The organism is Flavitalea antarctica, from assembly GCF_054461535.1.
Genome location: NZ_JBTLQG010000003.1, coordinates 124,804 through 139,561, shown reverse-complemented (window position 1 = coordinate 139,561; position 14,758 = coordinate 124,804). Strand labels below are relative to the sequence as shown.

Annotated in this window: 12 protein-coding genes and 1 tRNA gene; 5 read left to right on the top strand and 8 right to left on the bottom strand. The window is 44.5% G+C overall.

From position 1 onward, the window contains the following. Positions 1-32: 32 nt before the first annotated feature. Entirely contained in the window at positions 33-197 is a 165-nt protein-coding gene (locus tag ACX0G7_RS05040; protein ID WP_458922340.1) for a phosphatidate cytidylyltransferase, read from the top strand. Positions 198-438: 241 nt separating this feature from the next. Here the strand turns inward: ACX0G7_RS05040 and ACX0G7_RS05035 are convergent, their stop codons facing one another. The 4 genes from ACX0G7_RS05035 to ACX0G7_RS05020 all read right to left on the bottom strand — a co-directional run bounded on the left by ACX0G7_RS05035 (position 439) and on the right by ACX0G7_RS05020 (position 6,598). After that, positions 439-837 (bottom strand): GlcG/HbpS family heme-binding protein, encoded by a 399-nt coding sequence (locus ACX0G7_RS05035; RefSeq protein WP_458922339.1) that lies wholly within the window; start codon positions 835-837, stop codon positions 439-441. A gap of 34 nt (positions 838-871) precedes the next feature. Further along, entirely contained in the window at positions 872-3,421 is a 2,550-nt protein-coding gene (locus ACX0G7_RS05030) for a phosphocholine-specific phospholipase C (protein WP_458922338.1), read from the bottom strand. A 4-nt stretch (positions 3,422-3,425) separates the two neighbouring features. Then, entirely contained in the window at positions 3,426-5,699 is a 2,274-nt protein-coding gene (locus ACX0G7_RS05025) for a cation:proton antiporter domain-containing protein (RefSeq protein ID WP_458922337.1), read from the bottom strand. 80 nt (positions 5,700-5,779) lie between these two features. Next, positions 5,780-6,598, bottom strand: a complete 819-nt coding sequence (locus ACX0G7_RS05020; protein ID WP_458922336.1) for an ion transporter — start codon at positions 6,596-6,598, stop codon at positions 5,780-5,782. Positions 6,599-6,727: 129 nt separating this feature from the next. On the opposite strand from ACX0G7_RS05020, the gene ACX0G7_RS05015 reads away from it, so the two are divergent. Further along, positions 6,728-7,714, top strand: coding sequence for a nucleoside hydrolase (locus ACX0G7_RS05015; protein ID WP_458922335.1), 987 nt, complete (start codon positions 6,728-6,730; stop codon positions 7,712-7,714). Positions 7,715-7,821: 107 nt separating this feature from the next. Here the strand turns inward: ACX0G7_RS05015 and ACX0G7_RS05010 are convergent. From ACX0G7_RS05010 to ACX0G7_RS05000, 3 genes are all read right to left on the bottom strand, one after another. Continuing rightward, positions 7,822-7,894 (bottom strand) — tRNA-Ala (locus ACX0G7_RS05010). A 194-nt stretch (positions 7,895-8,088) separates the two neighbouring features. After that, the gene (locus ACX0G7_RS05005; protein ID WP_458922334.1) at positions 8,089-9,414 is read right to left on the bottom strand and encodes a citrate (Si)-synthase, eukaryotic; all 1,326 of its coding nucleotides are present in this window, start codon (positions 9,412-9,414) and stop codon (positions 8,089-8,091) included. A gap of 221 nt (positions 9,415-9,635) precedes the next feature. Continuing rightward, positions 9,636-10,736, bottom strand: coding sequence for an LptF/LptG family permease (locus ACX0G7_RS05000; protein ID WP_458922333.1), 1,101 nt, complete (start codon positions 10,734-10,736; stop codon positions 9,636-9,638). Between the two features lie 109 nt (positions 10,737-10,845). On the opposite strand from ACX0G7_RS05000, the gene ACX0G7_RS04995 reads away from it, so the two are divergent. Further along, positions 10,846-11,631, top strand: coding sequence for a carboxylesterase family protein (locus ACX0G7_RS04995; RefSeq protein WP_458922332.1), 786 nt, complete (start codon positions 10,846-10,848; stop codon positions 11,629-11,631). Positions 11,632-11,681: 50 nt separating this feature from the next. On the opposite strand, the gene tgt is transcribed toward ACX0G7_RS04995, so the two are convergent. Beyond that, positions 11,682-12,821 carry a tRNA guanosine(34) transglycosylase Tgt gene (gene tgt / locus ACX0G7_RS04990; protein WP_458922331.1) on the bottom strand — a complete coding sequence of 380 codons (1,140 nt, stop codon included), beginning with the start codon at positions 12,819-12,821 and terminating at the stop codon, positions 11,682-11,684. 158 nt (positions 12,822-12,979) lie between these two features. Here tgt and ACX0G7_RS04985 point away from each other — a divergent pair, with 158 nt between their 5' ends. Beyond that, positions 12,980-14,119, top strand: coding sequence for a glycosyltransferase (locus ACX0G7_RS04985; RefSeq protein WP_458922330.1), 1,140 nt, complete (start codon positions 12,980-12,982; stop codon positions 14,117-14,119). Then, complete coding sequence (gene rsmG, locus ACX0G7_RS04980; protein WP_458922329.1) at positions 14,089-14,757, top strand: 16S rRNA (guanine(527)-N(7))-methyltransferase RsmG; 669 nt, start codon at positions 14,089-14,091, stop codon at positions 14,755-14,757. Before ACX0G7_RS04985 ends, rsmG begins: the two co-directional genes overlap by 31 nt. The last annotated feature ends 1 nt before the right edge of the window (position 14,758 follow it).

Sequence of the window (14,758 nt, the reverse complement as noted above, 5' to 3'; positions counted from 1 at the left end):
GGCATTTCTACTCATCATTACAAACTTGAAATATGAAGAAGCTCACCCTTAATCTTGGACTTTTTGCCCTGGTCTCGTCTTTTAGCAGTTGTGAATTGGTGGGAGACATTTTCTCCGCCGGAATGTGGGTTGGAGTGCTGATCGTGGTAGCTGTTATTGCACTGATCATCTGGCTTGTTGGCAGAGGAAGAAGATAGTGGTATTCAAACGCGTTGTTTTTAGAACTGATACAGCAACAAACACTGGTAAAAAAACCGGGGACCATTCTTTGCACCAAAGAAAGATCCCCGTTTTGTTATTGTGAGAAATGTTATTATCAGAACCGTTGCTGCCTGAACGCCAGGACATCTGCTTAAGAGGAAGACATCCGCTAAGACGAAGATATCCGGTTAAGAAGAATACATCGGGTTAAGAAGAATTCACCTTAACAGGAATAGATCAGACGGCTTTTGCCCCGGCCATGGCTACCGCATGATCGTTTTCCACACTGTCGCCCGAAACTCCGATGGCGCCGATAATGTTACCCGACTGATCCTTTATACATACACCTCCCGGAAATGAAATGAGTCCACCGTTCGAATGCTCAATATTATAAAGCGGACCACCGGGTTGAGAAAGTTTTCCAATTTCACCCGTATCCATGTTGAAATATCTTGCCGTACGTGCTTTCTTTTGTGAAATGTCTATAGATCCCAGCCACGCGTTATCCATATGCGCAAAAGCAATAAGGTTAGTGCCGGAGTCAACAACAGCAATGTTCATAAGCGTCTTAAGTTCGGTCGCTTTTTGTTTGGCTGCCTTAATTGCAACTTCTGCCTGTTCAAGTGTAATGTTCATTTAAAATGTATTTTGTTACGAAATGGAAATTTGATCAAGCCATTGCGGGATCAGTAGAACTGAACTTACCTGTTTCAACATGCCCGGCGAATTGTTTAAGAAAGGCGGGCTTGCTTCGTTCCTTTAAGATCACATCATACCAACCAAAACTTTTCGTAGTCGGAACAATTACTGTTTGGATCGCTTTTGCTGTACCCACAGCACCCAACGTGATTGTCTTATCAATGTTCTTATAAGTCTGATCAACAATCACTATGGTATATTGTTCGGTGCCAAGGTTGGAAATTTTAATCGCCACTTCTCCTGTTGCTTTTTTCTTGCCCCCGGTTGATAAATACAGGCACTTTACTTCAATTAAAGGATCGCTTGCATCACCCTGGAACCTGCGATAGAATCCATTCGGGCCATACAGTTGAAGATCGTATATACCGGATTCAAAATCTTTGAGCTGCCATTGATCAAACAATTGATCTCCTGCCTCTAATGCATAATTCCACAGCCGCATCTTTTCATAGCTTTCCTGGTTGATCGTTCTGTGTGAGGCAGCTGAATAGATCATAAAAGGACAGCCCGCGGAGGCCGCTCCAAAAAAAGCATTTGCCGCAGCCATGGTGATCTCAAAATCTTTCTTACCTGGTTTAAGATTCCCGTCTGCATATAACTCGTAAGGCAGTGGACAGGCAGTACGGGCCCCTTTTTCCTGGACCAGTAACGGAGACTGATTCGGATTCCTTTTTGCCTGTTCAATTTCTGTTCTTGCCAGCACGCGGTATCCTGAGGGATCCTTTTTAAACTGGGCCTTATGAACACTTTCATAAAATTCATTTTTCTTAACCGCAGCCGGAAAAGACACTTTCTGATTGCTATAGTCTTTGAATACTGCGGTAAGGTCGCCACATACCGCGCGTCGCCATGCAGAGATATTGGGTTCACTGATCTTTTTCCCTGTCTTGTGGCTCAGAAATTTTTCCAGGAAACGAAGTATTGAGGTATGATCAAACACCTGCGAACAGACCTGCCCTCCCCTCGACCACGGTGAAGCAATTACCAGCGGCACCCTGTAACCAAGTCCTATAGGACTTTCACGACATTCCGCCTTGTTCTTGCGTTTCATATCTTGTTCCAGGGTCACATACTCAACCTTCGCGTCAATATTTTTGGATACCAGGCCCGTTCCCCGAGTATATGGATCCGGCGGAACAAAAGGTGGCACATGATCAAAATAACCATCATTCTCATCGTAACACAGAATAAAAATGGTCTTTTTCCAAACCTCTGGTTTTTGTGTCAGGATGTCCATGACCTCAGACACATACCACGCGCCATACCATGGTGCACCCGGGTGATCACTGAAGTTCTCGGGCCCGATCAACCAGGAAACAGTTGGAAGCTTTCCTGAACTTACGTCGGTCCTGAACTGATGCAATACATCACCCTGGGGAAGATTCATTGTTCTTTCCTTATCACCATCTTTATAGGTGTAGGGACTTATGGTGCGGTAGTCTTCGCTGCCTGAATTTGTCACAAACGCTCTCCGGTGTATGTTTTTTTGTTTATCCGTCAGTTGTTCAAATGCCTCGTCTGTGTACTTATCCCGGACGATCGATGCCTGCTGAAGCAACTTCTTCATGGACTCCAGCTTTTTTTTCATTGCCGCGACAACTTTTTCATCCTGGCCGGGAGCATCCAGTTTTGTTTCAAGCTCGCTGATCCGGGATGGTAAAACTTTCAGCATTTCTGACATATACCGGCGATGGCTATCCGAAAACCGAACATTAAACTGGCTGAACCACTCGATTGGATTATCTGTAAAGTTTGCGAGCCATGCATCTTCTTCGCTGCTGAAACCCGAGTCCAGGCTTATTTCATTCTGGTAAATCTTCCACGAAATGTTTTCATTCTCTAATCTTTCAGGGAATGTTGTCCAGTTCACCTCTGAGTCATAGGTGACATTTTCATTTCGCACGTTCGCATATGCCCCGGCGTTAGGTTGCTCCCTGATTGTTCCGGTCCAGAGATACAAACGGTTTGGGGTGGTACCTGTAAGCGATGAACAAAAATTCTGATCACAGACGGTAAATGCGTCCGCAAGTGCATAATAAAAAGGGATGTCCTCACGGTTATAGTATCCCATTGTTAACGGCGCCTTTGCGAACTCCTTGTGACCGGATGGTTTTGCTATCAGCCACTTGTCGTATTTCCCGGCATTCCTTGCATCCACCTGGTTGGTCCATGAATGTGGAAGTGATCCGGTCCAGGTTGATTTGGTTTCTTTTATATTGAGCCTGAAAGGAGCATACGCTTCTCCTTCGGCATTTTTTTGAAACCAGGCCGGGTCGCCATCCGGAAGGGTTATCACGCGGGGATCTTTAAAGCCGCGCACACCATTGAGGCTACCATAGCAATGATCGAAAGACCGGTTTTCCTGCATCAGGATCACGACATGCTCAGCATCTAAATAAGTTGATCCGGCTACCGGATCTATCGCGAGTGCGCGTTGAACAGCAGCTGGTAAACCCTGGAACAAACCGGTGCCACCTGAAACCAACGCTGCTTTTTTTAAAAATTCTCTGCGTGAGTCCATTTATCTAAGGTTTAATGATAAGCACGGAAGGTGATCGCGATAACCAGTCGTTCTGTTCTTCAACCACTTTCCGCCAGCTGTCGAGACTGATCAGCATAAGGTCCTGCTGATCCAGGAACGCTCTTTCAATGCTATTGACACTTAAAAGCTCAACGGAACCGGGGTTAGCTGCCTGGATCGACTGAATGCTCACGCTAAGTTCAGGATTCTGCCTGAGCACCCCCGCAAGGTCCAGGATAGTAACACGGGAGAAACTATTATAAATAAATTTCTGAGCGAAAATAAAGAGGTAGCTGTCACTGATAGAATATACAGGCACAAATATATGTTCCAGTTTGTCCGCCCGTTTATTGATGTAGATGCCAACAGGTATCCGGGAAGCTCTCAGTATCTGCCTTACCCTATCATCAAAAAACGCATTATCAAATAACCTTTCCTTCCCTGTTATGGTATCGTATAGTTTTTCAGGGTTGATAATCTTACTGGTGATCCCAAGCAGTTTTCCGAGGAAGGTGCCTTCAAAAACAGAACTTCCGGCCCCAATTAAAAGCAGATCATAGTTCCCGGCGTTAACTAATGATGTAATCTCGTGATTGACATCTAAAGCAGGCTTAAAGATCGTCTGCAATCTGAGGTTAAGCTTTTTTGCTTCCTCGATCACGGGGCTGAAACTCTCCCGCTCATATTCTTCCTCGTTATACAAATTGAGTTCATTGCTTGAGGAAACATGTAACATAGTTACCTGCGTTGAATCCATTGACCGCCGTGCAAGACTATGTGCCAGCTTCAGAATTGATATGCCTTTCCTGGCGGTACTGAAAGAACCAATGATATTGTACCTGGGTGAGTAGCCAACAGAGGGTTCAGCAGCCACCGATTTGTCCGGAAGAAACTTGTTAATAAGATCAAGAGCCGGCCCGGTCATAAATGTGGTGACCAAGGCCATGATCACCATCATCGCAAAGATCTCCGGACTGAGTACACCAAGGTCATAGCCTATGTTAAGCACAATCAGTTCCATAAGACCCCGGCAGTTCATCAGGGCGCCGATAGCGAGGCTATCCCGCCAGTTCTGGCCAACAAACCTGGCAGCAAGGGCGCTTCCGAGAAATTTACCGATCACAGCTACCGCTATTATAGCGAAGCATATCTTCCAGAGATAAGGTTCATTAAGTAACCCGATCTCTGTGCGCAGACCCGTGAAAACAAAAAATAAAGGCAACAACAATACTAATGCAAGGTCTTCTACCTTTTCGATAAAAATGTTCCTGAAGTTTGTATTGGCAGGCATGATCACGCCTGCCATAAAAGCCCCAAACAGGGCATGGATGCCAATCACCTCGGTAGCATAAGAAGACAGCAGCAAAGTGATGAAAAATATGGCAACAACCGGTTTGCTGAAAGACTCCTTGTTCTGATACTTATCGCCAATTTTTTTCAAAAATGGTTGTACCACCTTTATCATGATCAACACATAGGCGATAGCAATCAGGATCGTATAAAGTGCACTAAGTATGGAACCGGCTTTTACAATAGCAATCACCACTGCCAGTATACACCAGGCGGTGATATCGTCCGCAGCAGCACAAGTGATGACGATGGTACCAAGCTTTGTTTTTGAAAGTCCCCTCTCCTGCACTATTCTCGCCAATACTGGAAAGGCGGTAATACTCATTGCTATCCCCATAAAAAGCGAAAACGCAAGAAATCCAATATTGGCAGGCGCAAAATGCTGGTAAATAAAATAAGCCAGCCCTGTTCCGAGGGTGAAGGGAAATATGATACTTGCATGGCTGACAACTATCGCATCCTTCGCTTTGCTCTTTAACACATTGAGATCGAGTTCCATTCCTATCACGAACATAAAAAGGATCAGACCAATCTGGCTGAGGAACTGCAGATTCGGGAGGGACTGTGCAGGAAAAAGAAATTCGGCATATTGAGGAAAATAGGTCGCCAGGAATGAAGGGCCGAGTACTATTCCGGCAACGATCTCTCCTATCACGGTGGGTTGTCCTATCTTTTTACAGAAAAATCCGAATATCCTGGCAACAATGATGATGGTTAAAATCTGCAAAAGCAGGATTGCAAGCGGGTATTGCAAGTTGTGAACAAAAGTATCTTTAAACTGATCCCAGGTAGATGCATTGATCTGGGGAACAAACTCTTTTACCCTGCCGGACTGAAGAAATGTTCCCTGTTTAATAACCAAATAAATAATCGCTGAAAAAACGACAATTGTTACTGCATAAAAAATGAGATTCCTGTTTCTTTTCATCCGTACGTTCTATTAAAAAAATCAACGCAATATAAACGAAATACGGTAGGTGTTACCCCGGAAAACAAGAGATTACGATCTTATAACTTTGCACCGCAAAATTTACAATGAACAGCGTCCTCATCGTGCCCTTCCCGGCCGCAGTGCGGACAAGCATCTGTGCTATGGCGTTTACTACGGGCTGCAATAGCCATTTCAGTGGTAATAATGCCGGTGGGCACAGCAATAATTCCATAGCCCATCAACATAATCACACTTGCTACAAATTTCCCTAATGGGGTCACCGGCGAAATATCACCATAGCCCACAGTAGTGATGGTTACAATTGCCCAGTAAATACTGTCCGGTATACTGGTAAAACCATTTTCACCGCCTTCAACGAGGTACATTACGGAGCCAAGTACAATAACGGTAGTAAAAACCATCATCATGAAAATGCTGATTTTTCGGAGACTGCCCTTTACGGCCTGGACCAGGAATTGCATTTCGTTCACATAATGCATAAGCTTGAAGATCCGGAACACCCGGAGCAACCGCAGCGCCCTCACCACAAGTAATGTCTGCGCACCGGCATAAAACAATCCCAGGTAGGTTGGCAGGATAGAAAGAATATCAATAATCCCGAAAAAACTAAATACAAATCGAAAAGGTTTTCTGATACAGATCAGTCTTAATATAAACTCAACAGTAAATAAAATGGTAAAGCCCCACTCCATGGTCAGAAAAAAATTGCCATAGCGGCTGTGGAGTGACTGAACGCTGTCAAGCATCACGACGAGGACGCTTGCCACGATGAGGAACAACAAGGTGACATCAAAGGCCTTGCCCGCTGGCGTAGCAGATTCGTAGATGATCGAATGAAGTTTTTCCCGCCACGATGTAGATCCCTGTTGTTGCATAAAGTCTCTGTTAATGTGCCAGGAGATAATATTTCACAAATTAATGGATTATGAGTTTAGCATAAATTCTATCTTAATGGTAATTTACCCTGGCTCTGTGTCATGGCAACAAACCAATTAAAATACCTTATGCAACATTTTGTAATGAAGTACCTGACCTGTTTATTGTTGATGTTCAGCATTTCCACTGTTTCGGCCCAGGAAAAAACGCCACTCATTTTTGATACTGATATGGGTCCGGATTATGATGATGTAGGCGCCATAGCCCTGCTACATGCACTGGCCGATTCCGGCCAGGTAAATATTCTTGCAACAATAGCGAGTACAAAATATCCGGGAGTGGTACCGGTGCTCAATATCTTCAACACTTATTTCAACAGGCCGGGGCTACCGATCGGTGTTCCCAGGGGAAAAGCAATTGAGCAACGTGATACACAACATTGGTCCGATACGTTGGTAGCGAAGTATCCACATAGTATCAGATCGAATGAAGAGGCCATGGAAGCAGTGGAGTTATACAGGAAAATTCTTGCATCCCGGCCAGACAATTCCGTCACGATTGTCACGGTTGGCTTTTTTACCAATCTTGCCGGACTGTTACAATCTAACGGGGACAAGTACTCGCCGTATCCGGGTACGGAACTTGTTCGCCGGAAAGTAAAGTTACTGGTCAGCATGGCCGGTAAATTTCCTTCAGGAAATGAATTCAATGTCCGGGAAGATGCCCCGGCAGCTAAACTCGTATTTGAAAGATGGCCGTCCAGGATCCTTTTAAGTGGTTTCGAAATCGGGCAAAAAATAAAAACAGGTCTGCCGCTGGTTAACAACAAGGCAATCACGAACAGCCCTGTCAAAGATGTTTACCGCATTTCAATTCCGCTTTCAAAACAGGATTCGGCCGGCAGAATGAGCTGGGATCAGACGGCGGTATTGGTAGGCATAAAAGGTTATTCACCGTGGTATAAACTTCAACAGGGTGCGATGGTGGTGAACGATGATGGTACAAATAGCTGGACCAATTCTGGAAACCGGCACGCGTACCTGGTAGAAAATCTTCCTTTTTCAGTTGTTGGTGCATATATTAATAAACTGATGCAACATCAACCGGTAAAATAAACTCCGGGGTTGTGGCATTCAACCATGTACACATTCGACACCATACGATTATCATCAACCTCAAAATACAAACGGTCAATTTCTACAATGGAAATTGACCGTTTTAGTGGAGGATACCGGGATCGAACCGGTCACCTCAAACATGCCATGCTTGCGCTCTACCAGATGAGCTAATCCCCCTAAGGCTGATAAGGATTGCAAATATATACCTGCTAAGATATTTGACCAAAAGAAAAAGCCCTTTGGAAGTTTGGCGGCAATCCGCAGAAATTTAAGCCGTAGCATGATACATACCGGTTCAAAGAAAAACCCCGTCAGTTGACAGGGTTTATCTTTCAGTTACTTTAATAACGAAGCTTACTCGTCTCCGGATCCTAATCACCCCAGATCACATCTTCTCCCTTGATCCATTTTTTGACGAGCTCTGTAGTTACAGATTTTGGCCGCTCGATAGCAAAACCAAGTGCCCTGTCCCAGATCAGGCTGGCAAGAACTCCCAGTGAACGGCTGACACCAAAAAGCACTGTATAGAAATCATATTCAATCATTCCGTAATGAACCAGCAATGCTCCGCTGTGCGCGTCGACATTGGGCCACGGGTTTTTCACCTTTCCCAATGATTCAAGGATCGGCGGCACCACCTCATACACGTTCCAGACCGTTTGCACCAGTGGATCATCGGGCATGTGTTTCTTTCCAAATTCCATCTGTGCCGTAAAGCGCGGGTCCGTCTTTCTCAACACCGCGTGCCCGTATCCAGGTACTACCTTTCCTTCTTTCAGGGTTTCCTGTACATAGCTCGCAATCTGTTCTTTTGTAGGGGACTCGGTTTTAAGCTTCTCTCTCAGTTCAAAAATCCACTTGATCACTTCCTGGTTTGCAAGTCCGTGTAATGGTCCCGCCAGCCCGTTCATGCCAGCTGCCAGTGAAAGGTATGGATCGCTTAAGGCTGAACCTACGAGGTGAGTGGTATGCGCCGAAACGTTACCGCCTTCATGATCGGCATGGATGGTCATATACAAACGCATCAGTTCCTTAAAACTTTCATCGTTATATCCAAGCATATGCGCCAGGTTTCCGGCCCAGTCCAATAATCCGTTTGGCTGAATATGCTGGTCCTTCTTGTATTTTCTCCTGTATATATACGCAGCAACCCTTGGCAACCGGGCGATCAGGTCAAGACTATCATCAAAAGCTGCAATCCAGTAATCTTTTTTATTCATCCCTTCTGCATACTGCTTGGCAAAATTGCTTTCAGTCTGCAGGGCCATGATCGCACTCACAAACATCGTCATGGGATGCGACTCAATCGGAAATGCATCAATCACATCAAAAACATGTTTGGGCACATGCGACCTTCGCTGAAGTATGGATGTTACATGATTGACATCTTCTTCAGTCGGCAGTTCACCGATCAGCATCAGGTAAAATAATCCTTCCGGCAGCGGTTCTGTTCCACCTTTGGCTTTTGGAAGTTTATCCTGCAATTCCGGAATAGAATATCCCCTGAAACGAATACCTTCTTTGGAATCAAGCAATGAAGTTTCGGATACAAGACCAGTGATACCGCGCATTCCCTGGTAAATCTGTGATAGTTGAACCTCACCGATTTTTTTGTGGCCATGTTCTTTGAGAAGTGCTTTAATTTCCTCAGCTGAAGCTGTTGCTTTCTCCCTGAACCGATCTTTAAGTATTCCCATTATATTCTGATTATATATATTGATAAACAATCGTAATTATAGCCTTACTAATTCAGAACACACATACTCGCCTGTCGCTAAGGCGCTTAAAGTTAAAACAAAACAAGGGAACTATCAATCCGGTTTAACTTGGAGAAATGATAATTTAATTTACTGTACAGCAAAAGGGGAAGTTTTTAATACCGGCCAAAACCTCAAAGGAACAAGCTGCGGAGGCAATTTTATTTCTGGGCCCGGCGGTAAATATAGGCCGTAACGAACCCGAAGATTATGTTCGGCATCCACGCCGCAAGTAAAGGCGAAAAATTACTTTTTGTCGAAAAGGTCAGTGAGAACTTATCCATTACCACGAAAAGGGCAGCGATCACGATTCCCACCGCCAGGTGAAGCCCGCTTCCGCCCCTGGTCTTTTTCGCAGCTATGATTGCTCCCATGATCGTTAAGAGAACCACTGAAAATGGTGTAGCGTCGCGCCGGTAGCGTTCAACTTTATAGTTATTCAACCCCTCGGTACCTTTGATTTCTTCTGCCCTGATAAAAGACATTAGCTTCGGGGTGGTCATTTTATCCTTAAGATACTTATCCTCAATTTCTTCCGGACGCATCGAAAGATTTATGTTCCTTGATTCCGCATGACTGATTTCTTCCTTCAAACCGTCAAGCTTACGTTCCACTACATTCGTCATCTGCCAGTTCTGTTTCGCAGTATCCCATCTTATATTGTCTGCCCTGAGATTATACACTACCTGGCCATCTTTAATCGTTTCCATAAAAAACCCACTCCTGGCTGTTTTTGTGCTGGAATCATAATTACGCATGCCGGCATAAGTATCAGCATTGAGCCGGTAGTAATAGTCTCTTCTTTTTTTGTAATACTCCTGCTTTTCGTAAGAACTTTCAGAGTCGATATACCGGGCCTGGAAATTTCCACGGAGAACATTGGCGCGAGGAATCAGGTACTGATTTGCCAGCCAGAAACTTCCGCCAAGAATCAACGCCCCTATCAGGTATGAGCGCAGCACCCGGTTAAAACTGACGCCGCCCGCCAGGATCGCGATGATCTCTGACCTGCCGGCCATTTTCGAAGTAAAGAGTATCACCGCAATGAATACCATCAGCGGGAATATCATGGAGATGATAAATGGCACAAAGCCGGCATAGTACTCAGTAAGAATGGTGTACGCTGAAAGCCCGGATTTAACAAACTCGTCGGTTTTTTCGCTCGTATCAATCACCACAGAAATAAGCGAAAAGATCAATACCATGAAAATGGTAGTAGATAAAAACTTTTTGAGAATGTACCAATCGAGCTTTTTGATCATCTGCAAATATCACGATTATTCATTATTATAGCTGAATAATCAACAGTTTAGCTTTAATTTTTAACTTGACCTTTTCATCATATCGCTATTAAATAATTATCTTTCGTTCATGCAAAAAGTTTTGTTGTTCCTGGTTGGATTTATGTCGTTGATTAATTTGGAAGCGCAGGAAAATGGAGTTTATGAGAAAAGGACCTTTATAAGGGATAGCGCTGTTTTACAGTACCGCATCATGTACCCGGAAAACTACACACCGCTGGTTAAGTATCCGGTCGTTCTCTTTCTGCATGGCGCAGGAGAAAGAGGGAATACCAATGAGAGTCAACTGAAACACGGCGGGAATTTTTTTGCGGATGCTGCAAACCGGAAATCATTTCCGGCAATTGTCATCTTCCCCCAATGTCCTTTCACTGACTTCTGGGCGAGGATCTCGCTAAATTTTAAGGGAGATGATTCCCTTGGAAGATTGGTTTTTCCCGGAAATGTTCCGGTAGGAAAAACGCTTGACCTCGTCAGTAAACTAATGGATTCGCTGGCTTCCGGGACCAACGTAGATAAAAACCGGATCTACCTTGGTGGCCTGTCTATGGGGGGAATGGGAACTTTCGAATTACTCTGGCGCAAACCGGGATTTTTTGCAGCGGCCTTTGCCATTTGTGGAGGCGGAAATCCCGAAAAAGTGTCGACCTACGCCAAAGGATTTCCCATATGGGTGTTTCATGGTGATAAGGATCCTACGGTTAAAGTGGGCAATTCGAGGCTGATGGTAAATGCATTAAAGCAAGCCGGGGCGAAGGTCAGGTATACCGAATATCGGGGTGTGGCCCACAATAGCTGGAACAATGCATTTGATGAACCGGAATTGCTGCCGTGGTTGTTTGCGCAAAAGAAATGACGGTGACTAACCGGAGAAAAACGACGGGTAACCAATAAAAGAACAGCAGCTTACAAACGCTGCTGCAATCGCGAAACCATTTCGGTCTTCCATGATTTAAAAGAACCCTCGACAATTTTTTTCCGTGCTTCGGTTACGAGGTGCATATAGAATGCAAGGTTATGCACACTTGCAATAGTCAGCCCGAGGATCTCTTTTGATTTCACAAGATGCCTCAGATATGCCTTTGAATAGAAATTGCTCACATGACAATCAATTCCTTCATCGATAGGAGTAAAATCATTCTCCCATTTCTTATTGTCTATGTTTATGATTCCATTGGAAGTAAATAACATGCCATTACGACCGTTGCGGGTAGGCATAACGCAATCAAACATGTCTATGCCCATACCGATACATTCCAGGATGTTCCATGGTGTACCAACGCCCATCAGGTAGCGCGGTTTATCATAAGGCAGATTTTCGCAACACAGATTACAGAGATCATACATTATCTCCTGGGGTTCACCGACACTTAACCCCCCGATAGCATTAGCAACGGCATTTTTCGAACTGATAAATTCGCACGATTGTTTTCTAAGTTCCGGGAAACTACTGCCCTGTACTATTGGCAACAGGTTTTGCGAGTATCCATACTTGTCAGGTGTACTGTTGAATCGTTCGAAGCATCTGTCAAGCCAGCGGTGTGTCAGGTGCATTGATTTGGAGGCGTAATCATACTCGCTCGGGTATGGGGGACATTCGTCAAATGCCATGATCATGTCGGCCCCTATTATACGCTGTATGTCCATGACATACTCTGGTGTGAACAGGTGTTTTGAACCATCGATATGTGATTGGAATATCACTCCTTCCTCGGTGATCTTACGGGTGCCCGCCAGCGAAAACACCTGGTAGCCACCACTATCCGTAAGAATCGGCCTGCTGAAGCCATTAAATTTATGCAGCCCCCCGGCCTGCTCCATTACAGATAAGCCCGGCCGGAGATAAAGGTGATAGGTATTACCAAGAATGATCTGTGATTTTACATCTTCGATAAGTTGTTGCTGTGTCACTGCCTTAACACTTCCTGCAGTACCGACAGGCATAAATATGGGCGTCTGAATCTGGCCATGGTCCGTTGTGATTGTGCCTGCCCTGGCATTGGTTGAAGTATCGCCGGTCTGAATTTCAAATGCTAAAGATGCCATGCGCTGCCGATTCCGGTTTAAGATATTGCTTACACGCTGCAATAACTGGTGAAAAACGGCAGCAAAAGTAAGTAAGAAATGCGGAAGCTTTCCAGCGATACCATCACAATTCCTTAATTTCGCGGACTGCGGCTAAACCGCCCCTCTAAACTCCCCGTATGGACATGATGGAATTGCTAAGAAACACGAACTGGTGGGCAATCGTTTTCTATATATTCTGCACAATCACTTTAATTCAATTATTTTACTACTGGTTTTTTTTCAGGCACCTCGCTTTCTACAAGGAACATACCAAAGAAAAGTCACAACAACATCCGGTCAGTATTATCATTTGTGCGCGCGATGAAGCAAATAACCTGGTTAAGAATTTTCCGGGAGTATTGGTACAAACTTATCCATCCACACATGAGGTAATTGTCATCAATCATAATAGCCAGGACGAAACGCGCTACTTGCTCGAAGAATTTAAAAAGACTTTCAAAGGACTCCATCTTGTTAATCTTGAACAGGAAGCAAAAGGGATCCCTGGAAAAAAATATCCCTTATCCATCGGCATCAAGGAAGCAAAACATGAAATCATTTTGCTGACCGATGCTGACTGTGTTCCTGCCAGTGAATTCTGGTTACAAAAAATGCAGGATGGATTTACAGATGGTATCGAAGTGGTGCTCGGTTATGGAGCCTATCATAAAAAGCCCGGCATGCTGAACCGCCTGATCCGCTTCGAAACGTTTCATACTGCCATACAATATTTATCATACGCAATTGCAGGCGTACCTTATATGGGAGTCGGAAGAAATCTGTCGTATAAAAAAGGTTTGTTTCTGAACAACAAAGGTTTCTCCTCATTGAACCATGTGCCGGGCGGGGATGACGATCTGTTTGTGAATAAGGTCGCGACCAGGACAAATACCCGCGTGGTGATTGATCCGGAAGCATTCACACTTTCTGAACCCAGAAAAAACTGGGCTGAATGGACACAGCAGAAGAACAGGCATTTTTCAACGGCTAAGTTTTACAAAACATCGCATAAGTTTCTGCTTGGGCTTTATACTTTTTCTCATTTCCTGTTTTATCCGCTGATGGTATTAAGCATCATTTTTTTTGATTGGAAAATTTCCCTCGGTGTGTTTGGCCTCCGGTTTATATCACAGGCTATCATCTATAACAAAGCCATGAAACGCCTTGACGAAAAGGATCTGTTTGCATGGTGGTGGCTACTCGATATCTGGATGTTTTTTTATTATATCATCTTTGCACCGGCGATATGGAAAAAGCCAAAGAAAACATGGAACTGATCACAAAATATTTTGCGGACTTTGATTCCAGGCAGATAGAACAGTTTACCGCCCTTGGTGCTTTGTATACTGATTGGAACTCCAAGGTGAACGTAATATCCAGAAAGGACATTGATGCCCTTTATGAAAAACATGTGCTCCATTCATTAAGTATAGCGGCAAGCTTCGATCTGCTGAATGGAATGGAGGTAATTGACATTGGAACGGGTGGTGGCTTTCCCGGAATACCACTTGCTATATTTTTTCCCGATGTCCGCTTCCACCTGGTAGACAGTATTGGAAAAAAAATTAAAGTGGTCGAAGATATTGCGGCAAACATTGGCCTGAAAAATCTCACGGCACAGCATACCCGTGCAGAAGATATCAAAAACCGGAAATTTGATGTTGCGGTTTCAAGGGCAGTTGCTCCGTTAAATGATCTGATCCGGTGGTCGACTCCGCTTTTGAGAAAGCGAAAACCGGTTGAGCGGAAATCCGAAGAAGACCTGGCTGTACCAAACGGTCTTATTTGTCTGAAAGGGGGCGACCTGGCCGATGAAATTTCTCAGACAAGGTCACGGCCGAGAATAATGGAGATCCACCAGATATTTCAGGAAGAATTCTTCCGTGAAAAATTTATTGTGTATGTACCGCTTTGAT